Source organism: Streptomyces sp. NPDC050988 (genome assembly GCF_044456225.1).
Classification (GTDB): domain Bacteria; phylum Actinomycetota; class Actinomycetes; order Streptomycetales; family Streptomycetaceae; genus Streptomyces.
In genome coordinates this window covers 33,440-57,226 of sequence record NZ_JBITFQ010000017.1, presented here as the reverse complement: position 1 = coordinate 57,226, position 23,787 = coordinate 33,440, and the positions used below count along the sequence as shown (strand labels likewise).

General features: G+C 70.9%; 21 protein-coding genes. 12 read left to right on the top strand and 9 right to left on the bottom strand.

Features of this window, described 5'->3' with window-relative positions; all coding sequences use genetic code 11:
• Window positions 1–3 precede the first annotated feature (3 nt).
• From ACIBEI_RS30305 to ACIBEI_RS30295, 3 genes are all read left to right on the top strand, one after another.
• On the top strand, window positions 4–417 hold the full coding sequence (locus ACIBEI_RS30305; RefSeq protein ID WP_033321188.1) for a roadblock/LC7 domain-containing protein: 414 nt from the start codon (window positions 4–6) through the stop codon (window positions 415–417).
• A gap of 92 nt (window positions 418–509) precedes the next feature.
• On the top strand, window positions 510–1,091 hold the full coding sequence (locus tag ACIBEI_RS30300; RefSeq protein WP_055614001.1) for a DUF742 domain-containing protein: 582 nt from the start codon (window positions 510–512) through the stop codon (window positions 1,089–1,091).
• On the top strand, window positions 1,072–1,653 hold the full coding sequence (locus tag ACIBEI_RS30295) for an ATP/GTP-binding protein (RefSeq protein ID WP_026248371.1): 582 nt from the start codon (window positions 1,072–1,074) through the stop codon (window positions 1,651–1,653). Before ACIBEI_RS30300 ends, ACIBEI_RS30295 begins: the two co-directional genes overlap by 20 nt.
• A 246-nt stretch (window positions 1,654–1,899) precedes the next feature.
• On the opposite strand, the gene ACIBEI_RS30290 is transcribed toward ACIBEI_RS30295, so the two are convergent.
• The 3 genes from ACIBEI_RS30290 to ACIBEI_RS30280 all read right to left on the bottom strand — a co-directional run bounded on the left by ACIBEI_RS30290 (window position 1,900) and on the right by ACIBEI_RS30280 (window position 6,220).
• On the bottom strand, window positions 1,900–2,091 hold the full coding sequence (locus ACIBEI_RS30290) for an acyl-CoA carboxylase subunit epsilon (protein WP_055614000.1): 192 nt from the start codon (window positions 2,089–2,091) through the stop codon (window positions 1,900–1,902).
• A gap of 60 nt (window positions 2,092–2,151) precedes the next feature.
• On the bottom strand, window positions 2,152–3,744 hold the full coding sequence (locus ACIBEI_RS30285) for an acyl-CoA carboxylase subunit beta (RefSeq protein ID WP_269651312.1): 1,593 nt from the start codon (window positions 3,742–3,744) through the stop codon (window positions 2,152–2,154).
• A gap of 154 nt (window positions 3,745–3,898) precedes the next feature.
• On the bottom strand, window positions 3,899–6,220 hold the full coding sequence (locus ACIBEI_RS30280; protein ID WP_398893408.1) for a polysaccharide lyase 8 family protein: 2,322 nt from the start codon (window positions 6,218–6,220) through the stop codon (window positions 3,899–3,901).
• Between the two features lie 205 nt (window positions 6,221–6,425).
• Here ACIBEI_RS30280 and ACIBEI_RS30275 point away from each other — a divergent pair, with 205 nt between their 5' ends.
• Window positions 6,426–7,034: a YceI family protein gene (locus ACIBEI_RS30275; protein WP_398893407.1), complete on the top strand. Its 609-nt coding sequence runs from the start codon at window positions 6,426–6,428 to the stop codon at window positions 7,032–7,034.
• A 279-nt stretch (window positions 7,035–7,313) separates the two neighbouring features.
• Entirely contained in the window at window positions 7,314–8,186 is an 873-nt protein-coding gene (locus tag ACIBEI_RS30270; RefSeq protein WP_398893406.1) for an oxaloacetate decarboxylase, read from the top strand.
• Between the two features lie 22 nt (window positions 8,187–8,208).
• On the opposite strand, the gene ACIBEI_RS30265 is transcribed toward ACIBEI_RS30270, so the two are convergent.
• A complete protein-coding gene (locus ACIBEI_RS30265; protein WP_398893405.1) occupies window positions 8,209–8,838 on the bottom strand; it encodes a YdeI family protein in 630 nt (209 codons plus the stop codon).
• 104 nt (window positions 8,839–8,942) lie between these two features.
• Here ACIBEI_RS30265 and ACIBEI_RS30260 point away from each other — a divergent pair, with 104 nt between their 5' ends.
• From ACIBEI_RS30260 to ACIBEI_RS30245, 4 genes are all read left to right on the top strand, one after another.
• Complete coding sequence (locus ACIBEI_RS30260; RefSeq protein WP_398893404.1) at window positions 8,943–9,485, top strand: hypothetical protein; 543 nt, start codon at window positions 8,943–8,945, stop codon at window positions 9,483–9,485.
• 41 nt (window positions 9,486–9,526) lie between these two features.
• On the top strand, window positions 9,527–9,871 hold the full coding sequence (locus tag ACIBEI_RS30255; protein ID WP_398893403.1) for a hypothetical protein: 345 nt from the start codon (window positions 9,527–9,529) through the stop codon (window positions 9,869–9,871).
• A gap of 266 nt (window positions 9,872–10,137) precedes the next feature.
• Window positions 10,138–11,364 carry a Cmx/CmrA family chloramphenicol efflux MFS transporter gene (locus ACIBEI_RS30250; RefSeq protein WP_398893402.1) on the top strand — a complete coding sequence of 409 codons (1,227 nt, stop codon included), beginning with the start codon at window positions 10,138–10,140 and terminating at the stop codon, window positions 11,362–11,364.
• 39 nt (window positions 11,365–11,403) lie between these two features.
• Complete coding sequence (locus ACIBEI_RS30245) at window positions 11,404–11,901, top strand: N-acetyltransferase (protein ID WP_398893401.1); 498 nt, start codon at window positions 11,404–11,406, stop codon at window positions 11,899–11,901.
• A gap of 187 nt (window positions 11,902–12,088) precedes the next feature.
• Here the strand turns inward: ACIBEI_RS30245 and ACIBEI_RS30240 are convergent, their stop codons facing one another.
• From ACIBEI_RS30240 to ACIBEI_RS30230, 3 genes are read right to left on the bottom strand one after another with little or no spacing between them, the layout of a single operon-like run.
• Window positions 12,089–12,892 (bottom strand): ABC transporter permease subunit, encoded by an 804-nt coding sequence (locus tag ACIBEI_RS30240; RefSeq protein WP_398893400.1) that lies wholly within the window; start codon window positions 12,890–12,892, stop codon window positions 12,089–12,091.
• Entirely contained in the window at window positions 12,889–14,475 is a 1,587-nt protein-coding gene (locus tag ACIBEI_RS30235) for a hypothetical protein (RefSeq protein ID WP_398893399.1), read from the bottom strand. The genes ACIBEI_RS30240 and ACIBEI_RS30235 overlap by 4 nt, the downstream gene beginning before the upstream one ends.
• Window positions 14,472–15,404 carry an ABC transporter ATP-binding protein gene (locus tag ACIBEI_RS30230; RefSeq protein WP_398893398.1) on the bottom strand — a complete coding sequence of 311 codons (933 nt, stop codon included), beginning with the start codon at window positions 15,402–15,404 and terminating at the stop codon, window positions 14,472–14,474. The genes ACIBEI_RS30235 and ACIBEI_RS30230 overlap by 4 nt, the downstream gene beginning before the upstream one ends.
• Window positions 15,405–15,775: 371 nt before the next feature.
• Here ACIBEI_RS30230 and ACIBEI_RS30225 point away from each other — a divergent pair, with 371 nt between their 5' ends.
• From ACIBEI_RS30225 to ACIBEI_RS30215, 3 genes are all read left to right on the top strand, one after another.
• On the top strand, window positions 15,776–17,188 hold the full coding sequence (locus ACIBEI_RS30225; protein WP_398893397.1) for a sensor histidine kinase: 1,413 nt from the start codon (window positions 15,776–15,778) through the stop codon (window positions 17,186–17,188).
• The gene (locus tag ACIBEI_RS30220; protein WP_398893396.1) at window positions 17,185–17,952 is read left to right on the top strand and encodes a response regulator; all 768 of its coding nucleotides are present in this window, start codon (window positions 17,185–17,187) and stop codon (window positions 17,950–17,952) included. Before ACIBEI_RS30225 ends, ACIBEI_RS30220 begins: the two co-directional genes overlap by 4 nt.
• 263 nt (window positions 17,953–18,215) lie before the next feature.
• Window positions 18,216–18,998, top strand: coding sequence for a serine protease (locus tag ACIBEI_RS30215; RefSeq protein WP_398893395.1), 783 nt, complete (start codon window positions 18,216–18,218; stop codon window positions 18,996–18,998).
• Window positions 18,999–19,101: 103 nt separating this feature from the next.
• Here ACIBEI_RS30215 and ACIBEI_RS30210 read toward each other — a convergent pair whose 3' ends face one another.
• Complete coding sequence (locus ACIBEI_RS30210; protein ID WP_398893394.1) at window positions 19,102–20,439, bottom strand: hypothetical protein; 1,338 nt, start codon at window positions 20,437–20,439, stop codon at window positions 19,102–19,104.
• 99 nt (window positions 20,440–20,538) lie between these two features.
• Window positions 20,539–23,562 (bottom strand): glycoside hydrolase family 3 protein, encoded by a 3,024-nt coding sequence (locus ACIBEI_RS30205; protein ID WP_398893393.1) that lies wholly within the window; start codon window positions 23,560–23,562, stop codon window positions 20,539–20,541.
• Window positions 23,563–23,787 lie beyond the last annotated feature (225 nt).

The window sequence follows — 23,787 nt, the reverse complement described above, 5'->3', positions numbered from 1 at the left end:
CCGATGAGCCAGGCGGCACAGAACCTGAACTGGTTGATCACCAACTTCGTGGACAACACCCCCGGGGTGTCGCACACGGTGGTGGTCTCCGCCGACGGACTCCTTCTGGCGATGTCCGAAGGGTTCCCGCGTGACCGTGCCGACCAGCTGGCGGCCGTCGCGTCGGGTCTCACCTCGCTGACCGCGGGCGCGTCCCGCATCTTCGAGGGCGGGAGCGTGAACCAGACGGTTGTGGAGATGGAGCGGGGATTCCTCTTCATCATGTCCATTTCCGATGGATCGTCGCTCGCAGTACTCGCACATCCGGAAGCGGACATCGGTCTCGTCGGGTACGAGATGGCCCTTCTGGTGGACCGTGCCGGTACGGTTCTGACGCCTGATCTGCGTGCGGAGCTCCAGGGGAGCCTTCTCAACTAGCAGACAAGCGATGCGTTTTGGCGTCCCGTGGCCGTAAGGTTTCGGGACGCGGCTCCACATTGATGGGCCCGGCACAGTCGGAGGAGGAGAAAGTGGCAACACCCCCAGGCGGTTCGTCTTCGGGCAACTGGTCCTATGGCCCTGGCCAGGGCCAGGGCGGCAACGACTCGCCGAACCGGTACAACTTCCCCTCCGCACCGTCCCCGCGGCGCCAACAGCCCTACGCACCCCAAGGTCCCGGGCCCTCCCCGTACGACCAACCGCCGGCGCCGCGCATCCAGCCCGTGCAGCCGCAGCGACGTTCCCCCGAACCGTCGCCCGCGGGGGGCGCCAGCAACCCGCTGGTCCGCCCCTACGCCATGACGGGCGGCCGCACCAGGCCTCGGTATCAGCTCGCCATCGAGGCACTGGTGCACACCACCGCGCAGCCGCACCAGATGCAGGGCCAGCTGCCCGAGCATCAGCGGATCTGCAACCTCTGCCGGGAGATCAAGTCGGTGGCCGAGATCTCGGCCCTCCTGACGATCCCTCTCGGCGTGGCCAGGATCCTCGTCGCCGACTTGGCGGAGGCGGGCCTGGTCGCCATCCATCAGCCCGGCGGCGACGAGAACGCCGGCGGTCAGCCAGACGTGACTTTGCTCGAAAGGGTGCTCAGTGGACTTCGCAAGCTCTAGCGGAGGGCCTTCCCGCTCCACCACGTCCGCGAAGATCGTGGTGGCGGGCGGCTTCGGCGTGGGCAAGACCACGTTCGTCGGGGCCGTCTCGGAGATCAACCCGCTGCGTACCGAGGCCGTGATGACGTCCGCTTCGGCGGGCATCGACGACCTCACCCACACGGGGGACAAGACCACCACCACGGTGGCCATGGACTTCGGTCGTATCACCCTGGACCAGGATCTGATCCTGTACCTGTTCGGTACGCCCGGCCAGGACCGTTTCTGGTTCATGTGGGACGACCTGGTACGCGGCGCGATCGGTGCGATCGTCCTGGTCGACACCCGCCGTCTCGCCGACTGCTTCCCCGCGGTCGACTACTTCGAGAACAGCGGACTGCCGTTCGTGATCGCCCTGAACGGCTTCGACGGCAACCAGCCGTACAACCCGGACGAGGTCCGGGAGGCTCTCCAGATCGGGCCCGACACCCCGATCATCACGACGGACGCCCGCCACCGCGCGGACGCCAAGTCGGCGCTCATCACGCTGGTGGAGCATGCCTTGATGGCCCGCCTCCGGTAGGCCTGCGGCGCTCAGCCGTACGAAGGGGCTCTTCCTTTTGGAGGGGCCCCTTCGCTTGTGTGTCGGCCGCGGGTGCGTCGTGGTTGCTCGCGCAGTTCCCCGCGCCCCTGAAAGACAAAGGCTCGCCCGCACCCCCTGCTCTTAAGGGGCGCGGGGAACTGCGCGACCAGCCCCCACGCACCCGCAGCCGACACACACGCGAATGGGCCCCCTCCCGAGTCGGGAGGGGGCCCATTCACAAAAGGCTCAGTGCCAGCTGTGCGGAGCGCGGAAGCCCGGCTCTCGCTCCAGCCGGCGCCAGCCGGCCTTCGCGCGGCCTCGGTGGGTCGGAGCCGCGGCCGGGGCGGAGGCGGCGCGAGCCAGGAGGATGGCCGTGATGGCGGCGACTTCCTCGGGCTCGGCGTGGCCCTTCTCGACGCGAATATCAGGGATGTCCATGTGTGTGAGTCTCCGTGAGAGAGGGGTCCGCGGGGTTGCCGCGATGGGTCCGTCGAGTTACTACTGCGGCGGGTTTCCGTGCTTGCGGGAGGGCAGGTCGGCGTGCTTCGTGCGCAGCATCGCGAGGGAGCGGATGAGTACCTCGCGGGTCTCGGCGGGGTCGATGACGTCGTCGACCAGACCGCGTTCGGCGGCGTAGTACGGGTGCATCAGCTCGGCCTTGTACTCCTTGACCATGCGCACGCGCATCGCCTCGGGGTCCTCGGCGTCGGCGATCTGCCGGCGGAAGATGACGTTGGCGGCGCCCTCGGCGCCCATCACGGCGATCTCGTTGGTGGGCCACGCGTAGGTGAGGTCGGCGCCGATGGACTGGCTGTCCATGACGATGTACGCGCCGCCGTAGGCCTTCCTGAGGATCAGTGAGATCCGCGGCACGGTCGCGTTGCAGTAGGCGTAGAGGAGCTTCGCGCCGTGGCGGATGATGCCGCCGTGCTCCTGATCGACACCCGGAAGGAAGCCCGGAACATCCAGCAGAGTGATGATCGGGATGTTAAAAGCGTCGCACATCTGGACGAAACGCGCAGCTTTCTCCGACGCCTCGATGTCCAGCACCCCGGCCAGGCTCTGCGGCTGGTTGGCGACGATGCCCACCACCTGGCCGTCGAGCCGGGCGAGCGCGCAGATGATGTTGCGGGCCCAGCGCTCGTGGATCTCCAGGTAGTCGCCGTCGTCGACGAGCTCCTCGATGACCTTGGTCATGTCGTACGGCCGGTTGCCGTCCGCCGGGACCAGGTCGAGGAGCACGTCCGAACGCCGCTCCGCGGGGTCCTCGGAGTCCGTGTGGGGCGGGTTCTCGCGGTTGTTCTGCGGAAGCATCGACAGGAGGTAGCGCACCTCGTGGATGCAGGTCTCCTCGTCGTCGTACGCGAAGTGCGCGACGCCGGAGGTCTCGGCGTGCACGTCCGCGCCGCCCAGGCCGTTCTGGGTGATCTCCTCGCCGGTGACCGCCTTCACGACGTCAGGGCCGGTGATGAACATCTGCGAGGTCTCGCGGACCATGAAGACGAAGTCCGTCAGGGCCGGGCTGTAGGCCGCGCCGCCCGCGCACGGGCCGAGCATCACGGAGATCTGCGGGATGACGCCCGAGGCGCGGGTGTTGCGCTGGAAGATGCCGCCGTAGCCGGCGAGCGCGCTGACGCCCTCCTGGATCCGGGCGCCCGCACCGTCGTTCAGCGACACCAGGGGCGCGCCGGCCGCGATGGCCATGTCCATGATCTTGTGGATCTTCGTGGCGTGGGCCTCGCCCAGCGCGCCGCCGAAGATCCGGAAGTCGTGCGCGTACACGAAGACCGTGCGGCCCTCGACCGTGCCCCAGCCGGTGATCACACCGTCCGTGTACGGCTTCTTGGCCTCCAGGCCGAAGCCGGTCGCCCGGTGGCGGCGCAGCTGCTCGACCTCGTTGAACGAGCCGGCGTCCAGCAGAAGCTCGATCCGCTCCCGGGAGGTCAGCTTGCCCTTGGCGTGCTGCGCCGCGGTCGCCTTGTCACTGGGTCCGCGAAGAGCCTCCGCACGGATCGCGTGCAGTTCGGCCACGCGCCCGCGGGCGTCGGTGGGTTCGCCTGCCGAGGATCCGGTCTCGTCCAAAACGGTCATGTAGCGACCTTACGAAGTCCACCAAGGAAAGCGGGCCGTCGACTCCGTACAGTCTCCGGCCCGTTTTACTGGTACCCCTGAACAGAACCACGACCGCGTGCAGGCGATCCGACTGCTCAGAGGGCGGGTGCCTTGTAGGGGTCGCACAAAGCCGTCAGCTGAGAGTCACCTCACATTCATGCGTGGCGCATGCCGTCCCCGGAGTGACACGCACCCTCAGGCGGCGTCCGGTGGCGAGCACCTCGACGCCGGGACCGGCGTGTACGACCCGGCGTACGGGACGGTCCCAGACGATCTCCAGGGCCTCTCCGGTGCGCGGCGGTTCGCTGACGGAGAGGGTAGCGGCGCGGCCTCGGTGGCGTACGAGCACGCTCGCGGGGGCCGAGGCGGTGAGCGGGCCCGCCCGGCCCGCCCGCCAGAAGTTGGCGGCGGTCAGGCCCAAGGAGGGCACGGACAGCGCCTGGCGGCCGGAGTCGTTGGCGAGGACCGACAGCCGGCGGGGGTCTGCGGCGAGGGCGGCGACCGCGCGGCGCGGGGCTCCGGGCAGGACGGCGTACGCGTACGTGGCGTCCACCGGGTCCGTGCCATGGTCGAGCCAGAGGGTCTGCCAGCGGCGGGTCCGGGCCTCGGTGGTGCTGGTGGTGTTGATGTCGGACCAGGCGCCGGTGCGGTCCTCGCGGAGGGTGCGCAGGGTGGACCGGTCCAGGACCACCCAGCCGCCGTGGCCTTCCAGGTGCGCCCACCCCGGGCCCCGTACGAGGGCCTGGGTGCCGCCCTCCCCCAGGTTGCGGTTGTCGACGACCGTCTCGACCGGGACGCCGTCGGTGGCCGTGATGCCCGCGCCCAGGCAGACGATGGTGTCCGCGAGGCAGAACCAGGACTTGCGGGCCTCCAGAGTCGACCCGAGGCCCTTCAGGTGCTGCCCGACCGCCCCGAACTCCCCGTCCGTGACGCCGCCGACCCAGCGCACGGCGGGCTTGGGCTCGCCCCACTCCCCGCCCGCCCTGTCCGCCAGCCGCTTGGTGGACACGGTCGTGCCGGGGAGCCGGTACCAGTCGACGGTCGGCCAGTACCAGTCCGTGTATTGATCGCTCGGCCCACCGGCCCACCAGTAGAGCATTCCGGCGCCCGTGTGCCAGCCGCGCGGGTTCTCGCCGTTGCCGCACTCGTAGTACGCGATCCGGTCGCTGGCCATGGCGATGTTCGCGGTGAAGCCGGGGCGGCGGTGGACGGCCCGGTCCATGGCGGCGAAGAGACGGTGGCCGACCGGTTCGGGCGCGGCCTCGACCGCCGAGTCGGCGACCGCGTGCAGCCGGGCCAGGTCTCCGACGCCGAACTGGGGTGCCGTCAGGAGGGGTGTGACGGTGTCCCGTTCGATCCATCCCTTGACGCTCGCGTGCCAGCGTTCGCGCTCCGCCGCGCTCGCGCCCTGGGCGAGGAGCGCGATCGCGGCGATCAGCCCCTGCCCGTGGAAGTGGTCGCTGCGCATGATGTGGCGGTCGTCGAGTCTGAGGTAACCGCGGCTGATGGCGCGCCCGTTGACGCTGTCCATCATCAGCCCGTCGTGGATCAGGGGCGCGTAGGCGCCTTCCACGCTGTCGAGAATGATCTGCCTGCCGGCATCGGTCACCTCCCACGTCGAACCGGCCAGCAGCGCGAAGAGGCGGCCGAGTCCGTCGAGCAGGACCTGTCCGTACGTTCCCGAGTAGGCGACCCAGGTGTGCTGGACGAACGACCCGTCGGCGTACAGCCCGTCCCCCTTCGTGACATACGGGAAGACCGGTGAGAGCGCGTCCCGGGCGAGTGCGAGCTTCTCGGGGGCACGGCCGAGGATGCCGCGCAGGGCGACGGAGCGGCACAGGTCGACGCGGTTGGCGCCGGTCGAGGTGCCCGAGTAGTCGCGGAGCATCGAGTCGGGGATGAAGTGGTCGACGGCCGCGCAGGCGGCGGCGACCTGTGCGGCGGTGAGTTCGCCGTGGAGGGCGGCCACGATGTCCATGAGGAGGCGGGGGCTGCCGATCTGCCACTCCCACCAGTTGCCGTAGCGGGTGGTGGAGGGGTTGTAGACGGTGGCGGAGAGGTGGTCGAGGCCGCGGAGGACGTCCGTGCGCAGGCCCGCGTCGCCGGTGGAGCCGGTGCCCTCCTGGACGTACGCCTGAGTCATCGTCCACAGCCGACTGTAGCTCTGGGTGATGCCTGTCGGCGGGTCAAAGGGGTAACCGGGCCAGAGGGAGGTCGCCGTCGGGGCCATGGTCTGCCGGAAGTCCCAGGCCAGCTCTCCGGTCTCGGCGAGGCGGGAGGCGTACGGCTCGGCGGTCGGGTCGTAGCCCGCCCCCAGGGCGATCTCCAGCCAGCGGAGGCGCAGGTTGTCGTACTCGTCTTCGTCGGGGGCCGCATGGGCGGAAGTGGTCGGCACGAGCGCCGGGCTCGCCGTGAGCGCCGCTGCCAGGAGGAACGTACGGCGGGTGGGGGTCATGTCAGGCGATGGTGCCCGAGATGCCCGTGTGCTCACCAGAGGGGCAACGGGTGATCTTAGGAGTAGACCAATGACAACCAGGCGTAATCGGCGCGACACATCATGCGTTCAGTTGAAACCCGTAAGGAATAGGTCTATGGTCGATGTCGTTGAACGTTAAACAGCTTCGGCGCAGGGCCGGGCTCGTCCCCTCAAGGAGTTAGTCATGGGTCTCTTCGGCAGCAAGGACAAGACCGACACCACCGCGGCGCCCGCCGCCGTGAACCCCGACCTTGCCGCGCTCACCGGCGAGTACACGATCGACCCGTCCCACACGACGCTCGGCTTCGTCGCCCGTCACGCCATGGTGACGAACGTGAAGGGCAGCTTCCAGGACTTCTCCGGCAGCCTGCACCTGGACGGCGCCGACCCGTCGCAGTCGACGGCTTCCCTCGACGTCAAGATGGAGAGCATCGACACCGGTTCCGCCGACCGTGACGGCCACCTGAAGAGCGCGGATTTCTTCAAGACGGACGAGTTCCCGACGATGACCTTCCGCTCCACCAAGGCCGAGGCCCTCGGCGGCGACGACTACCGCGTCACCGGTGACCTGACGATCCTCGGCACCACCCGGCCGCTCTCCATCGACCTGGAGTTCAACGGCGCCGCGAAGGACCCGTTCGGCAACGAGCGCGTCGGTTTCGAGGGCAAGGCGGAGATCCTGCGCTCCGAGTGGGGCCTCACCTGGAACGCGGCGCTGGAGACCGGCGGCGTGCTCGTCTCCGACAAGATCAAGCTGAACTTCGACATCTCGGCGATCAAGAACGCCGCCTGATCGGGTCCGGAGTTCTGTTTCTCCACTGATGTCTCTCCGCTGATGTCTCTCCACTGACGCATCTCCGAGCGCGCCCGTCGTCCGGCTCCCCGGTATCCCCCGGGAGCGGGAGGCGGGCGCTCGGCTGTGTCAGGGGCGCGCTGGGAGCGTGCCGGGGGTTCCGGTTCATGGCACCCGGGTCGTACGTTCTTCTTCGGCCGACGGAAGGCGATCAGCCGACCGGCGGACGACAAGCCGACTGAACGGTCATGGATCGCCGGAGGAACGGGGAAGGGCCGCGTGGACAGCGACAGGCGCGAACGGGCGGAACGCTTCGTCGAGTTGCATCGGGAGGGCTGCTTCCTGCTCCCCAACGCGTGGGACGTGGGAAGCGCGCGGATCCTGGAGTCGGCCGGCTTTCCCGCCGTGGCGACCACGAGCGCGGGGGTCGCGTTCTCCCTCGGACGCCCGGACCACGACTTCTTCGCCGACCACGCGCCGGAGGAGGGCCGCGTCGACCGCGAGACGATGATGCGCCGGGTCCGTGAGATCGCCGACGAGGTCGGGGTGCCGCTGAGCGCGGACCTGGAGGACGGATACGGCGAGGCGCCCGAGACCGTGGCGGCCACGATCTCGATGGCGCTCAAGGCCGGGGCCGCGGGCGGCAACATCGAGGACTTCACCGGCGACCGCGCCCGCCCGCTCCACGACACGGCGCTCGGGGTGGACCGCATCCGCGCCGCCAGGGCCGCCGTCGACGCGAGTGGCGAGCCGTTCGTCCTGGTCGGCCGGACCGACGCGCTGCTGGTCGGCGGTTCGCTCGACGAGTGCGTACGGCGGGCCAACGCGTATCTGGCGGCCGGCGCGGACTGCGCGTTCGTGCCGGGTGCCGGTGACGCGGCGACCATCGGCACGCTGGTACGCGAACTCGACGGCCCGCTCAACGTGGTCATGGGGCTCACCGGCAACGCGCTCTCGCTGGACGACCTGCGCGCGCTCGGAGTACGGCGGGTCACGGTCGGAGGCAGCATCGCCCGCACGATGTACCGCCATCTGCTGCGCGCCGCACGCGAGTTGGCCGACCACGGCACGTTCTCGTACGCCGACGACCAGATCTCCCAGACGGACCTCAACGAGCTTTTCCGGTACGGAGGTGGGGAGCCCGGGGCCTAGGGCTTGTCGGCACGTCGGCACGTCACCGGGCCCGGCGCCCCGACTCCAGCCCCTTGACCGCCTTCTCCAGCCGGGCTGCCCTGACCTCCGGGGTCCTCGCCTTCAGCAGGCCCAGGACGACCAGGTACTGATCCGTCCTGCCGAGTCCCTCGAAGAAGGCCTTCGCGCGCGGGCTGCGGTCCAGGGCGGCGGCCAGGTCGTCCGGGACCGTGGCGTTCCGCTGGGACTCGTACGCCCCCTCCCAGCGGCCGTCCGCCTTGGCCGCCGCCACCTCCGCGAGCCCCGGGGGCCGCATCCGGCCGGCCGCGGTGAGGGCCTCGACCTTGCGCACGTTGACCATCGACCAGAGGCTGCCGGGCCTGCGCGGGGTGTACCTCTGCAGGTAGTACGAGTCGTCGAGGCCCCGCCGCTGACCGTCGATCCAGCCGTGGCAGAGGGCCACGTCGAGGGCCTCCTCGATGGTGATCGACGGCAGGCCGGAAGCCTTCTTGGCGATCTTCAGCCAGATGCCGGCGCGGAGCCCGGGGTGGGCGGACATCCAGGCTTCGAGGTCCGCCACCTCCGTGAAGGTCCTGATCTCCACGCCGCCGAGGGAGTCGGGGGCTTCAGGAGTGCCGGAAGTCTCGGTGGGAGTGCCGGAGGTCTCGTCCATGGGGAGACAGTAGGACGGGACTAGGACAGTTTCCGTCCTACAGAGCAGTTTCCGTCCTACAGGGGCCGGTTGGCCGTACGGAACTCTGACGTTACTGTGCGCCGGTGTCCGCGTTCATACAGCAACTCCCCGCCCTGATAGGCGTGGTCGTCGGTGCCCTCGGCTCGTATCTGGCGATCGTGCGCGGGGACCAGGTCCGGTTCCGGCGCGAGCAGACGGCGCGCTGGGAGGAACGGCGCCTCATCGTGTACTCGGACTACGCCCGCGTCCTGAAGAAGAGCGTCACCCTGACCTACCGGGTCTCCGCCCACCTCGGCAACGACCCGCATCCCCACCCCCTCTCCCCCGAGGATGCCGCGCCCCAGCTGGCCTCGGCCCTCGAAGCCCGCGATCCGGTCGGCGAGGCGCTCCTGATGCTCGGCTCGCCGGACGTGGTGGAACGGGCGCGCGAGTGGGTCGTCCTCGTCATCGAGATGGAACGCTTCCTGGACAGCCGCACCCACGACCCCGAGGCCTGGTCGACGCTGCTGGCGAGGCAACGGGCGGCCCGGGAGCGGTACTACTCCGCGGTGCGCAACGATCTGGCCCTGCCACCCGGGCACTCGGGACGCTGGATCTTCGACGAGTCGGCCTCGGCAGGGTCGTGAGGAGGACACGTCGTGAGCAGGACACGTCGTGAGGAGGACGTATGGACGAGCACGGTCGTGATCCGCACATCCATGTCGAAGCGGAAGTGGCCCGGGGTGACGCCGCTGTCCGCAATGTGCTGGCGTCCACGTTCGGTCTGGCCGGTGACCTGCCGAGCGCTGTCGACACGGGGTGCGGGCTGCGGGTGCCGTACGCGATGACCTCTCCCCGTCCGGACAGCGTCACCTGCCTCGCCTGCCGTGAGCACGCGCGGCGCGAACATCTGCGGTTCGCCGAGATGCTCGAACGCCTGGGCCTCATGCCCGGATCGACCATCAGCGGCGCCCAGGCGAAGCAGGCCGCGGACTGGCATCGCGACCTCGCGGAGCGGTTCTCCGGCAATTGAGTAATTGCGTAATTGAGTGGACCGGGGAAGTCGGGCGTCACTAGCCTGCCCCCATGTCCAGCCCCGAGGCGTCAAGACTCCGGCCACCGGCCTTCCGGTGGCTGCTCGGGATGTCCGGCTGAAGCGTCGCGGTCAAGCGCGTACACGCTCCTGCCGTTGTCGCTGTCGTCACCGTCACCGTCACCGTCACCGTCACCTTCACCGTGCCCGTCACCGGAACGCCGTGCAGCCTGTCATGTTCGTTTTCGGGTGTGCGGAGTTCTGTCATGCCGTTCGGTCTGTATCTGTTGGGGCTCGCTGTCTTCGCTCAGGGGACTTCCGAGTTCATGTTGTCCGGGCTGGTGCCGGACATCGCGCGGGAGATGGGGGTGTCGGTACCGGCGGCCGGGTCGCTGACCTCGGCGTTCGCCGCGGGGATGGTGGTGGGGGCGCCGCTCATGGCCGTCCTTGCGCGGCGCTGGTCCCGGCGTGCGGCGCTGCTCGGGTTCCTGGGCGCCTTCCTCGTCGTTCATGGCGTCGGTGCGGTCACCGACAGCTTCACCGTGCTGCTGGTCACCCGGGTCGTGGGCGCGCTCGCCAACGCCGGGTTCCTCGCGGTCGCCGTCGTGACGGCCGTGGCGATGGTCGACGCCGACGCCAAGGGGCGGGCCACGTCCGTGCTTCTGGGCGGGGTCACCGTCGCCTGTGTGGCGGGGGTGCCGGGAGGCGCCCTCCTCGGGCAACTGTGGGGGTGGCGGGCCGCCTTCTGGGCCGTGGTCGTCCTCTCCGTGCCCGCCCTCTTCGCGATCGTGCGGTCAGTGCCGGGCGGGGTGTCCGGGGCCGCTCGCGCGAGTGTGCGCGGCGAGGTGCGGGCGCTGCGCGCGCCCCGGCTTCAAGTGGCCCTGCTTCTCGGGGCGTTGGTGAACGGGGCCACCTTCTGCACCTTCACCTATCTCGCACCGCTCATCACCTCGGTCAGCGGGCTGGGAGAGGCCTGGGTGCCCCTCGTGCTCGCGCTCTTCGGGTTCGGGTCGTTCGTCGGGGTCGCCGTCGCCGGGCGGATCGCCGACGCCCGGCCCGGCTGGGTCCTCGTCGGGGGCGGTGCTGCTCTGCTCGTGGGCTGGGGCCTCCTCGGCCTCACCGCCGGGAACCCGGTGGCGGCGGTCGTACTCGCCTTCGCACAGGGCGTGTTGTCGTTCGGCGTCGGGTCCACGCTGATCTCCCGGGTGCTGTACGAGGCGGCCGGCGCGCCCACCCTGGCGGGCGGTTTCGCCACGGCCGCGTTCAACGTGGGCGGGGCGCTCGGGCCGTGGCTGGGCGGGCTCGCGATCGGGGTGGGTCTTGGGTATCGCTCGCCGGTGTGGGTGAGTGTCGTGCTGGTGGGGCTCGCTCTGGTGGTGGGAGGGGCCGCGCGGCGGACAGGGGCTCTCGCGGTCCGCGTGAGCAGCGACGTCCACGCGGACGGGGGCCGTTCCGACGACGGCGGGCGCCCCCTCGGACGGCCCATGGAATAACCCGGTGCGGGTCGGCGGGCGGGCGGTTAGCCTCCGGGGATGACCTGGCTGCCCGCTGACTTCGTCCATCCACTGCGCGTCGACGTGCCCGGTGGGCATCATCTGCGGCCGATCACCGGGGGCGACGCCGCGATCGACTACCCGACGGTGATGGGATCCCGGGAGCGGCTGTGGTCCATCTTCGGGGAGGCCTGGGGATGGCCCGCCGCCACGATCACGTACGAGGCGAATCTGGCGGACCTGGAGCGGCACGAGGCCGAGATCGCCGCTCACGAGTCGTTCAACTACGTGCTGTTCGACGAGGCGGAGAGCGTCGAGTACGGCTGCGTCTACATCGATCCGCCGGAGAAGGCCGGTGCCGACGCCGAGATCTCCTGGTGGGTCGTCGACGAGCAGGTGGGGACCGCTCTGGAGCGGGATCTCGACGCGCTCGTGCCGCGGTGGATCGGTGAGGCGTGGCCCTTCGAGCGGCCGCGGTTCATCGGGCGGGACCTGTCCTGGAAGGAATGGCTGGCGCTGCCGGGTACGGCTCGCTGAGCCGTTGGGGCCCGTTCGTAGGTGTGTCGGCCGCGGGTGGGTGGGGGCTGGTCGCGCAGTTCCCCGCGCCCCTGAAAGGCAAAAGCTCGCGTGCACCCGTGCTTTTAAGGGGCGCGGGGAACTGCGCGAGCAACCACGACGCACCCGCAGCCGAACACGAAGGGCCCCGCCCAAAAAGCAGGGGCCCCTACGCGTCCCGCACCCTGAAGGCCGCGCCCGCGACCAGCAGCAACCCGAGTGCGTACGCCGCCAGTACCCCGAGGCCCGGCCATGGGCCGATCGGGAGGCGGGAGAGGTCGCGTGTGGCCTGGATGGCGAGGCCCGCCGGCATCGGGGCCCAGCGTTCGAGGCGGTCCCGCCAGCTCGGGTCGCCCAGGAGGTCGGCCAGGAGCGGGACCGCGTACAGCAGGCCGAGGCCCATCGTGATGGCGCCCGTGCTGTCCCGCAGCAGGGCAGCGAGGCCGAGGCCCAGCAGGGCCGTCAGGGTCAGGCAGAGGACCGAACCGAAGGCGGCACGGAGTGTGGGGCCGTCCGCCAGGGACGGGAGCGGGTAGCCGGCCTTCGGAGTGAAGCCGTTGCCGGGGAGGATCAGCCGGCCCGTGTAGAGGGAACACAGGATCGCCGCCGTTCCCGCTGCCGCCGTCATGGCGGCCAGGACCGCCGCCTTGGACGCCAGCAGCGACATCCGGTGGGGCATCGCCGTCAGGGTCGTGCGGATCGTGCCCGTGCCGTACTCCGCTCCCATCGACAGCGCGCCGAGGACGAGGGCGGTCGCCTGGCCCAGCCAGACGCCCGTCAGGCTCAGTTTCACGGTGTCCTCGTGGCAGTCGGCCGCCGACGGGCACGCACCGGTGCCGACGGCGGACACCGCGGCCGCGCCGACCACGACCGTGAGGACCGCGGTCGCCGCCAGCAGCCACCAACTGCTGTGCAGCGTACGGAGTTTCGTCCACTCGGCGTGCAGCAGGCGGAGCGCCGCCGAGCGGCTCACGCGTCCCTCCTGCGCAGGCGCCAGACCGCGAGGGCGAGCGCCACCACCACGTAAGCACCCAGCACCGCCAGGCCGTTCCAGGGTGCCATCGGGTAACAGCCGCTCTCCGGAAGGCAGGTGTGGTCCACCTGCGGGTAGTGGGTGACCCCCTGCTGGATCGCGAAGGCCGCCGCCGGGGTCAGCCGCAGCAGCCACTCCGCGGCCGGCAGCGGGAGGGCGAACGCCAGGATCTGCGGCAGAATCACCAGGACCACCACCGCCGTGATCGCGCCCGCGCTGCTGCGGAGCAGCGCGCCCATGGCCAGGGCGAGGACCGCTACCAGGGACAGCAGGAGCGCGCTGCCGACGACCGCCCGCGGGACCGCACCTTCCAGCATCGACAGATCCGGGAACGCGGGCGGTTCGAAGCCGTTGGAGCGGAGCGTGTCCTGGGTGAGCGGGAACGCCAGGGCCGTCGCCACGAGCCCCGCTGCGAACGTCGCTCCCCCGATCACCAGGGCCTTCGCCGCCAGCACCTGTTCGCGGCGCGGACTCGCCGTGAACGTCGTACGGATCATGCCGCGCTTGTACTCGGCGGTGATGAAGAGCGCGCCGAGCGCCACCATGAACAGGACGCCCATGGAGACGCCCTGGAAGCTCATCTGGACGGTGTCGGCGACGGTCTGGTCCGGGGCGATGTCGCCCTGGCCGGTGACCGTGAAGGCACCGACGCCGGTGACCTTCGTGCTGCCGGGGATCGGCCGGGCCGGGCCCGACGCCGGGAGGTTCGGGTCGTCCGGGTCGGGGGCGCCCACGTCGGTGCTGGTCCAGGACGGGTCGGCGGCGCTGCCGCGCAGTTCCACGTGGTCGAAGTCCGCCGTCGCGGTCGCGATGCCCGCGGTCGCGGAGGTGCCGCCGAAGGAGCGTCGGAGTGTGGTGTGCGCCGGGGTGGCGACGAACAGGCCCGCCCGGGCCGTCTTCGGCAGGTCCGCCGGGCGGACGGTCGCGATCTTCGTCCACTTGCTGCCGTCCGGCGACTCGTAGCCCGTCAGCTCCTGGCCCGAGCGGGTCAGCCGGAGCCAGCGCGCCCCGGCGGACGAGCCCTGCTCGTCGTGGGTGAAGTCCCACTGCATTCGGACGCCGTGGTCCGGGGTCACCATCAGGGCCACGTACGAACTGCCGGGTTTCGTGCTCGACTTGAGGATGACGCCTGCCTTCGCCCAGGGCTCCGGGGACCTGCCCTCCCGTCCCTCGATGCCGGACACCTGGACCGTGACACTGCCGTCCCCGGTGAGCGGCCGGTGGACGAAGCGGAAGGTGTCGTCCACCCGGGTGCCGTCGGGCGCGGAGACGATACGGACCCGGCCGTTGGAGTCGTTGACGGCGCCGCTCGCGCCGAGTTGCGAGATCACGACCGTGGCGGCGGCCGCCAGCACGAGGACCAGCAGCCAGCTCCGTACGGTCCAGAACTTGCTCCACTCCGCGCGCAGCAGCCGTCCGAACCCGTCCCGTCCCGGCTGGAGTCGGGACCTGTACGGGGTGCGCGGCGCGGATGCCGGAGGTGTCGGGGGAGTGAGTGAGGGCGGTGTCGAGGACGACGTCATCGGGTGACCTCGCCGTCCACCGCGGAGACGAACTCCGTGGAGTCCCGGGTCAGTTCCATGTACGCCTCTTCCAGTGTCGCCCGGTGCGACCCCACCTCCGCGAACGCGATTCCGGCCTCGGTGAGGAGCGCCACGATCCGTTCCGGCGGCAGACCGGTGACGGTGAGGGTGTCGCGGCCGGTCACCGCGACCGTGCCGCCCTTGTGGGCGAGCAGTTCCATCGCCTCCGTACGCGCACTCGTACGCAGGGCCACGCGGTCGCCGGAGGCTGCGGCCAGCAGGTCGGCGACGGCCGTGTCGGCGATCAGGCGGCCCCGGCCGATGACGACCAAGTGGTCGGCGGTGTCCTCGAGTTCACTCATGAGGTGGCTGGAGACGAGGATCGCCCGGCCCTCGGCGGCCAGTCGGCGCAGCAGTCCGCGGATCCACTGGATGCCCTCGGGGTCGAGGCCGTTGACCGGTTCGTCGAAGAGGAGAACGGGCGGATCGCCGAGGAGCGCGGCGGCGATGCCGAGGCGCTGGCGCATGCCGAGCGAGTAGCCGCCCGCCCTGCGCCGGGCCGGCTGTTCCATGCCGACCTGTTCGAGGACCTCGTCGACCCGGCGCATGGACAGGCCGTGCGAGTGGGCCAGCCAGCGCAGATGGTCGCGGCCGCGGCGGGCCGGGTGCAGCGCGGCGGCGTCGAGGAGTGCGCCGACCTCCAACAGCGGGGTGCGCAGGGCGTGGTAGGGGCGCCCGCCGATGAGGGCGTGGCCCGTGTCGGGGGCGTCCAGGCCGAGTACGGTCCGCATGGTCGTCGACTTGCCTGCCCCGTTGGGGCCGACGAAGCCGGTGACCTGGCCCGGTTCGACCGTGAAGGAGAGCCCGTCCACGGCGACGGTCCGCCCGAACCTCTTGCGGAGGTTCCGGACTTCGATGGTTGCGTCCATGTCAGCGAGGCTAGGGACCACGGCGGGCGGCGTCGTCCCGCCCGGGAGCAGTCTTCGCCGCCCCTGGCCCGGGGGACGGCATCCCCCGCGCGAGGGATACGGCACTGCTGACCTGGGGGACGCGGTCCGGCGCGGGCGGCGGCAGAATGGCGGACGTGGACGAGGCGGGCGACGCGAACGAGGTGGCGACCGGGCGGGCGGTTCCCCGGGCCGCGGAACACCCTTGTGCGGCTTGGCCGTTGGGGTTGTCTCGGCCATGGCCGGTGGGGTTGCGCCCACCCCGGCAGTCGGGGCCGCGCCGATCCTGGCCGTCGGGGCTGGGTCGACCTTGGCCGTCGGGGCTGCGCCGGGCCGCCGCCTCCCGCGCCGACATGCGCTCGCGCGACCGCGGCGGCGCAGACATCTTCGACCACAGCGGCGCAGACACCCTCGACGAGGGCGTACGGGCCGTCGACCACGGCGTACGCGCTCTCGGCCGAGCGATGCGCCGCCTCTTCCCCGCGTCACGCCCCCGCTCCTCGGCCCTGTTCTCCGCCGGTGCCGTCAAGGCCGCCGGTGTCGGCCCCTTCTCCCCCGTCGCCCTCTCCTCCGGTCTCGCGGTCCTCGCCGCCGTCGAGATCCTGGTCCGGGCCGACGGGCTGCGCGGGAATCTCGCGCTCGCCCTGCTGCTCGCGCTGTGCACCACGCTGCCCGTGGGGTTCGTCCTCGCGCCGGAGCGCGGGGCGCCCGTCCGCGGCACCGCGGCCATCGCGCTCACGACCGCCTGCGTGCTGGCCCTGGAGCCCTTCCGCGCCCTCACCCTCGCGGGGACGGCGGCCCAGCTGATCACCGTCCATGCGCTGGGCCGGGCGGGAACACCCCTGCTCAGCGGCCTGCTCGTGCTGCCGTACGTCGGTCTCGCGCTCGCCGCGGCGGGCGACCCCGCCGACTCCACCGTCCGTGTCGTGGCCGTCCTGGTCGCCACGCTCGCCTCCGCCGCGGCGGCCACGGGCATCACCCGGCACGTCCGGACGGCCGCGCAGGCGCACAGCGCCACGGAACGGGCCTTCGCGGACACCCTGCTCGAACACGCGGCACGGGGTGAACGGGCCCGTATCGCCAGGGAGTTGCACGATGTCGTCGCCCACCACATCTCGATGATCGCCGTACAGGCCGAGACCGCCCGGCTGACCACCCAGGGGCTGCCCGCCGACGGTGCCACCCGGCTGCTCGCCATCGGGGACACCGCACGGTCCGCGCTGACGGAGATGCGGCGGCTGCTCGGAGTGCTGCGCGAGGACGCGGACGTGGGGGTCACCCGGCGCCCCCAGCCGGGCCTGCGCCAGCTGATGGAGCTGGTCGACGACTCCCGGGACGCCGCGGGCTCCCGCATCCGGCTGATCGTCAGCGGCACGGTCGCCCCGCTCGACCCGGGCATCGAGGTCACCGCCTACCGCATCGTCCAGGAGGCCCTGACGAACGCCCGCCGGCACGCTCCGGGCGCCGCCGTGGACGTAGAACTCCGGTACGGGGAAGACGACTTGGAGCTCCGCGTACGCGACAACGGCCCAGGCCCCGGACCCAACCTCGGACCCGGACCCGGTTTCGGCCACGCGCACCCCACCCACCCCACGGCCACCGATCACCGCACAGACCCCACCGACCATGACCACGTCGGGCACGGCCTCCTCGGCATGCACGAACGCGCGGCGACCGTGGGCGGCACCCTGCGCACCGGCCCCGCACCCGGCGGCGGCTTCCTGGTCGAGGCCCGCCTCCCCGTACGGGCGGAGGCCCTCGCATGACGACCCCCGAAGCCGCTTCCGAAGCCGCTCCCGAAGCGGTCGCCGAGACGAACGCCGAGGCGGCGGCCGACGTACCGGCCGAACCCCACCCCGTCCGCATAGTCGTCGCCGACGACCACGAGGTCGTCCGCGCCGGATACGCCGGACTCCTCGCCACCCAGCCGGACTTCACCGTCGTGGGCACCGCGCGGGACGGCGCGGAGGCGGTCCGGGTATGCCGTGAGCAGCGGCCCGACGTGGTGCTGATGGACGTACGGATGCCGGTGTCGGACGGCATCCAGGCGACCGCGGAGCTGATGGGCGACACCGGACCCGCGCACCCGCCCCGCGTGCTGATCCTCACCACCTTCGACCTCGACGAGCACGTGTACGACGCCCTCATCGCCGGAGCGAGCGGGTTCCTCCTCAAGGACGTCACCGCGGAGCGGCTCTTCGACGCGGTACGGGTCGTCGCCGCCGGGGAGGCCCTGCTCGCGCCCGGGGTCACGCGCCGACTGATCGCGGAGTTCGCCCGGCTGAAGCCCAGGGCACCGCGTCGGGACGCGCTCGCGGTCCTCACCCCGCGCGAGTCGGAGGTACTGCGGCTGCTCGCCGAGGGGCTGTCCAATCCCGAGCTGGCCGGGCGTCTGCACGTGGGCGAGGAGACCGTGAAGACGCACGTCAGCCGGGTGCTCTCGAAGCTTGGACTGCGCGACCGGACCCAGGCGGTGGTCATGGCGTACGAGACGGGTCTGGTCGTGCCGGGGGCTGGGAGTTCGGCCTGACCGGACCGCGGACTCGGCCCGAGCGGAGGACGGTGGTCGGCCTGACCAGAGCACGGGAGGCGGCCTGACCGGATAAGGGCGGCCGAATTTCACCCCTTGTGGCGGCACTCACAGCGTTCACATAATCCCTCAACAGAAATTGACCGGCCCATGCCAGCAAACGCGATTATTTGTCGCATTCCTTGGCATGTGCCTGCCATTTCTGCCGCACCCGCATCCGGTTCCACCAGCTCGCATGTCAACCCCCCACGGAAGGCATCACGTTGAAGAACCTCATCAAGGCCCTCAAGAGATGCGCGGTCGCCGGTGCGGCCGCCCTCGCGGTCGTCAGCCTTCAGCCCGTCTCCACCGCGCAGGCCGCCCCCGCGCCCGTGGTCGGCGGAACCCGCGCCGCTCAGGGCGAGTTCCCCTTCATGGTCCGGCTCTCCATGGGCTGTGGCGGCGCGCTGTACACCCAGCAGATCGTGCTCACCGCCGCGCACTGTGTGAGCGGCTCCGGCAACAACACCAGCATCACCGCCACCGCCGGAGTCGTGGACCTCCAGAACACCAGCGGCCGGGTCCAGGTCAGGTCCACCAAGGTCCTCCAGGCCCCCGGCTACAACGGCACCGGCAAGGACTGGGCGCTCATCAAGCTCGCCCAGCCGATCAACCTGCCGACGCTGAAGATCGCGACGACCACTCAGTACAACACCGGCACCTTCACCGTCGCCGGATGGGGTTCGGCCACCGAGGGCGGCGCCCAGCAGCGCTACCTGCTCAAGGCCACCGTGCCGTTCGTCAGCGACGCCACCTGCCGTTCCTACAGCGGCTACAGCGGTCTCGTCGCGAGCGAGGAGATCTGCGCCGGCTTCACCGCGGGCGGCGTCGACACCTGCCAGGGCGACTCCGGCGGCCCGATGTTCCGCAGGGACGCCGCCAACGAGTGGGTCCAGGTCGGCATCGTCAGCTGGGGCATCGGCTGTGCCCGGCCCAACGCCCCCGGCGTCTACAGCGAGGTCTCGACCTTCGCGTCGGCCATCGCCTCGGCGGCGTCGACTCTCTGACGCCCGCCGCATCTCCCGTACGAGGTCCATGGGCCCGGTGCCGTGCGCGGCGCCGGGCCCATGCCCATGTCCTGGCCTCTTCGGCGACCGGAGGCCGCCGGTCTCAGAAGCCCCCTCCGAAGTCCCCGCCGCCCCCGAAGTCCCCGCCTCCGAAGCCGCCGCCGAAGTCACCGGAGTCGAAGTCGGCGCCGGACACGTCCCCGCCCTCGTATCCTCCGCCGCCGAAGTTCCCGTACCCGGAGCCGTAGTCCGCCGCGTACGACGGGCTGGCCATCATGGAGCCGAGCATGGTGCCGACGAGGAGGCCGGGCAGGATGCCGCCGCCGAAGTAGCCGCCCGCCCAGGGGCCGTACGCCGGGCCCGCCTCCCAGTAGGGGCGGCGGCCGTAGTCCGAATCGACCTCGCGGACGGCGGGGTCGTGGCCCTCGGCGAGCCGGACCTGGTCGGCGGCGCAGACGGGCACCTCGCGCGATGCCCCGCCCGACGGCGTCCAGGTGACGTCGGCGACCGACGGGCCGTGGCGCGGGTCGAAGAAGCAGGGGGCCCGGCGCTCGGGGACGGGCCGGTGCTCGCGGCGCGCGGCGAGCACGGCGAGCGAGAAGCGCCCGTCCTCCAGGGACTGGGTGACGGCCCGCACCTCCTCGGGGCGGGTGGCCGCGGCCATGAAGGACTTCGCCTTGTCGTAGGAGTCGAGGGCGCGCTCGTAGTCGGCGCGCATCGCGTCGTCCGCGCCCGCCTCCGCGGGGTGGAAGTCGAGCCGGTCCAGCTCCTCGCCGAAGGCGGTGATGTCCTCGTCGACGACGACGCGCAGCTTGTCGAGCGCGGCCTGTCGCTCGGCCTCCTTCCTGCGGCGGTTGCGGCGCACGAGGGTGTACGCGCCTGCGCCGCCCGCCACGACCACCGCGCCGGCCCCGATCAGGGCGCCCGTGTCCACGCCGCCCCCGCCCTCGGTCCAGCCGCTGGGCGCGGAGCCGCCGACATTGGCGAGGGCCCGGTCGGTGAAGTTGTCGAGCTGGGTCTTCGTGCCCTCACCCTGGACGCTGGTGACGAGGTTCCGCGTGCCGTCCTGCGACAGGACCGAGGAGTCGGCCTTCGCGTCGAACCCGTCGCCGAGCCTGACCGCGTACAGGCCGGTGATGCCGGTCGCGGTGCGCAGGTTCTGGAAGAGGTCCTGCTTCGGGAAGTCCGAGGGGAGTACGGCGACGAAGACCGGCTTGTCGGCCCTCTCGATCTTCTCGGCGAGGGCGTCGGCGTCCGCCGACGACAGTTGCCCCGACATGGCCGGGTCGACGTACACCGGGCTCTTCTTCAGGGCGTCGGCGACCGTCGAGACGTCCGTCGCCGCGTGGGCGCCCGTGGCCCCGACGGACAGCACCGCCAAGGCCGCGAACGCGATCAGGAGTACGGAGAGTCCTCGCCTGAGGGTCTGTGCGGCCTTCATACCTTCGAAGCTACTCCTGCGTGACCGAAAACGAACCTCAGGTCCGGTGGGCGGCACATTCGCCGCCCACCGGACCTGGCATGTATCGGTCCAGCAGGGTCAGACGGCTCGGTACGCCGCCGTCAGCTTCGCCACCGCCTGCCCGTACCGTCCGGTCAGCAGCAGGTGATCGGCGTCGGCGAAGGGCTTCGCGCTCGCCGCCGTGATCGTCTGCCCCATCTTCTGCTGGACGAGCAGCCGCGCCTTGGTGACGATGGCGCGCCCGGCCGTCTCGGACCCTGCCTTCTCGGCCACGGCGGCCGCGACGGCGAGGGCCTTCAGGGCGCTGGTGCCACCGCTCGGCACGGAGGTCAGCGTGGTCAGCCCCCATCCGTACGGGAACTGCGGATCGTACGAGGCGTCGCCCACGTTGATCGGCAGCTGGGACTCCGACTTCGGCCAGGTGAGCGGGAGCTGACCGGTGAAGGCCCGCTTCCCGTACAGCACGTCCGCGACGCCGTCGCCCTCGGTGCCCGGCAGCCAGGACGCGACCAGCGCGTCGATGTCACCGAGCTGGTCACCGACGAGCTGCGGCCGCCCGGAGACGACCAGCACCGCGCACTTCATGGCGCCGCACACCTTGTCGACGGCGGCCCGGTCCGCGGCGGAGAACACTAGGTCGTTGCCGTTGCCGACATCGCCGACGCCCTCGGCGTACGGAGTCTCGCCGACGACCACGACCCCCACGTCATGGCCGTCCGTCGGCGCCGACGCGTCCTTGGAGTACGTGACCTCGCCCCCGGCGGCCTTCCGCATGCCCTCCAGGACCGTCGTCCCGTCCGTGATCTTCCCGGACGAGCCCTGCCAGGTGATGGTCCAGCCACCGGCCTGGTTGCCGATGTCGTCGGCGTTGGACCCGGCGACGTACACCTTCTGCGACTTCTTCAGCGGCAGCACGCCGCCCGCGTTCTTCAGGAGGACCTGGGACTCGGCGGCCGCCTCGCGGGCCACGGCCCGGTGCTCGGCCGAGCCGATCTCCGAGGCCCCGCTCGTGTCGGCGTACGGCTTCTCGAAGAGGCCCAGTTTGAATTTCTGGGTGAGGATGCGGGACACGGCGTCGTCGATGCGCTTCGCGGAGATCCGGCCGGCGGTCACCTCGTCCGTCAGCGTCTTGTGGAAGTCCTTGTACGCGTACGGGACCATGATCATGTCGAGGCCCGCGTTGACGGACGTACGGACGTCGCTCGCGTAGTCGCCGGGGATCTGGTCGATGGCCTGCCAGTCGCTGATCACGAAGCCGTCGAAGCCCATGCGGTCCTTCAGTACGCCGTTGATCATCGCGGCGTCCGCGTGCATCTTCACCGGGCCCTCGGAGTCGCCGAGGATGTCGAGCGAGGAGTACGAGGGCATGACCGTGCCGACGCCCCGGTCCACGGCGTCCTGGTAGGGCGCGAGGTGGACGGCTTCCAGCTCCTGCCGGGTGACCTTGGTGATGCCCTGGTCGATGGTGTACGTGCCGGTCGTGGACGAGCCGTACTCGGTGCCGCCGTCGGCGACGAAGTGCTTGGCGGTGGCGAGGACCTTGTCGTTCCTCTTCAAGTCCTTGCCGCTGGGCGCCCCTTGGAGGCCCTGGATGACGGTCTCCATGGACTCGACGAGCGCCGGGTCCTCGCCGAAGGACTCGTAGGTCCGCCCCCAGCGCTCGTCGCGCGTCACGCACAGGCAGGGCGCGAAGTCCCACGGAATGCCGGTGGCCCGCACTTCGGCGGCGGTCACCTTCCCTGCCTCGTAGGCGAGTTGGGGATCGCGGGAGGCACCGATGCCGATGTTGTGCGGCATGATCGTGGCGCCGACGAGGTTGTTGTGGCCGTGCACCGCGTCCACGCCGTAGATGAGCGGGATCTGGAACCGGGTGGCCTGCGCCCGGAGTTGGAAGCCGTCGATCATCTTCGCCCAGGCCTCGGGCGTGTTCGGCGTCGGTGTGGAACCGCCGCCGGAGAGCAGCGAGCCGAGGTCGTAGGCGGCGATGTCACCCGGCGTGGTGAGCGCGCCGCGCTCGGCCTGGGTCATCTGGCCGGCCTTCTCCGCGAGGGACATCCGGGAGAGCAGATCGGCGACCCGCTTCTTCACCGGCAACTTCGAGTCGAGGTACGGGAGTCCGTGGGCGTCGATCACGACCTGCGGGTTCTCGGCGGGCGCCTTGGCACCGGTGACCGTCAGCTTCAGCGGGACGGTCTCGGCGTTCTCACCCGCCTTGTCGCGCAGGGTCGCCACGGTGACGGTCCGCGAGGTACCGGAGGCCGTGCCCGCCGGGAAGGTCAGCTCGCCCTTGACCGGGGTGTAGTCCTTGCCGGACTCACCGGTGCCGCCGGCCGTCTCGTACGCGACGGTGACCGGCTCGTCGATGGGCGCGGAGCCGGTGGTGGCGACCGTGATCTTCACGGCGGCCGAGCGGCCCTCCTCGACGGGGTACACGGCGGCGTCGGTGACGACGTTCGCGCGCAGCGCCTGGTCGGCCTTGCCGTACAACTCCACGCCGTCCATGGCGAACTGGTCCTTGGTGCCGACCGGGAGCGTGAGCGCGTAGCCCCACATCTCGGTGAGGCCGAGGACCTGGTCGATGCCTCCGACGGGCTGGTAGTCCGTGCGGTAGGTGAAGTCGGTGAAGGGGATCTCCAGCTGTTTCCAGCCGGTCCAGTCGTCCGTGAAGGAGGTCGTCCACAGCTCGGATGCCTCGCCGTTGGCGCCGCCGTCCTTGAGCTCGAAGTTGACCTTCTTGCCGTTGTTCCGGCCGTCCCACCAGAAGCGGATGCCCTTGCGCGCGGACCAGTCGTGGGCCGGCTTGTCGAAGGCGAAGTCGTGGGTGAAGCCGCCGTAGCCGCTGATGTCGTACGTACCGGAGAGGACCTTCTCGCCCTGCGGCGCGTCGTCCCGGGCGGCGAGTTCCAGCGTGGGCGGGTCGTCCGTGTCGCTGCCCCAGGTGAAGATGCCCTCGGCGGGCGGGTTCGCGAACGGGATCTCGCCCTCGAAGTTGTCGACGGGCGCGGGGGCGGGATCGTCCGCTCCGGAGGCGGGACCCGCCACGGCGAACGGGAGCAGCCCCGTCAGCAGGGTGGCGGAGACGAGCAGGGCGGTTCTTCGCATGGACCTTCCCTCGGCTCTGGTGCAGCTGTTATGACTTGACCTCTCATGACTTACCTCACGGCGTGAGTTAACTGGCGCCCCGGCAAGCCGTCAAGACTTCACGTCAGAAGCGGTACACAGCCAACTCCCGGCCGGATCAGGGCCGTTGCTCCTTCAGAAACTGAACGCGCACCCCCTTGACGCCCGTTCGAAGCCGTCATTTACTCACGCCTCGCACGCCCACAT

Excerpts from the sequence above, each read along its gene's own strand:
- ACIBEI_RS30305 (WP_033321188.1), top strand. The coding sequence starts at position 4 with ATGAGCCAGGCGGCACAGAACCTGAACTGGTTGATCACCAACTTCGTG.
- ACIBEI_RS30290 (WP_055614000.1), bottom strand. The coding sequence starts at position 2,091 with ATGGACATCCCTGATATTCGCGTCGAGAAGGGCCACGCCGAGCCCGAG.
- ACIBEI_RS30285 (WP_269651312.1), bottom strand. The coding sequence starts at position 3,744 with ATGACCGTTTTGGACGAGACCGGATCCTCGGCAGGCGAACCCACCGAC.
- ACIBEI_RS30280 (WP_398893408.1), bottom strand. The coding sequence starts at position 6,220 with ATGACCCCCACCCGCCGTACGTTCCTCCTGGCAGCGGCGCTCACGGCG.
- ACIBEI_RS30275 (WP_398893407.1), top strand. The coding sequence starts at position 6,426 with ATGGGTCTCTTCGGCAGCAAGGACAAGACCGACACCACCGCGGCGCCC.
- ACIBEI_RS30265 (WP_398893405.1), bottom strand. The coding sequence starts at position 8,838 with ATGGACGAGACCTCCGGCACTCCCACCGAGACTTCCGGCACTCCTGAA.
- ACIBEI_RS30255 (WP_398893403.1), top strand. The coding sequence starts at position 9,527 with ATGGACGAGCACGGTCGTGATCCGCACATCCATGTCGAAGCGGAAGTG.
- ACIBEI_RS30250 (WP_398893402.1), top strand. The coding sequence starts at position 10,138 with ATGCCGTTCGGTCTGTATCTGTTGGGGCTCGCTGTCTTCGCTCAGGGG.
- ACIBEI_RS30245 (WP_398893401.1), top strand. The coding sequence starts at position 11,404 with ATGACCTGGCTGCCCGCTGACTTCGTCCATCCACTGCGCGTCGACGTG.
- ACIBEI_RS30235 (WP_398893399.1), bottom strand. The coding sequence starts at position 14,475 with ATGACGTCGTCCTCGACACCGCCCTCACTCACTCCCCCGACACCTCCG.
- ACIBEI_RS30230 (WP_398893398.1), bottom strand. The coding sequence starts at position 15,404 with ATGGACGCAACCATCGAAGTCCGGAACCTCCGCAAGAGGTTCGGGCGG.
- ACIBEI_RS30225 (WP_398893397.1), top strand. The coding sequence starts at position 15,776 with ATGCGCTCGCGCGACCGCGGCGGCGCAGACATCTTCGACCACAGCGGC.
- ACIBEI_RS30220 (WP_398893396.1), top strand. The coding sequence starts at position 17,185 with ATGACGACCCCCGAAGCCGCTTCCGAAGCCGCTCCCGAAGCGGTCGCC.
- ACIBEI_RS30210 (WP_398893394.1), bottom strand. The coding sequence starts at position 20,439 with ATGAAGGCCGCACAGACCCTCAGGCGAGGACTCTCCGTACTCCTGATC.
- ACIBEI_RS30205 (WP_398893393.1), bottom strand. The coding sequence starts at position 23,562 with ATGCGAAGAACCGCCCTGCTCGTCTCCGCCACCCTGCTGACGGGGCTG.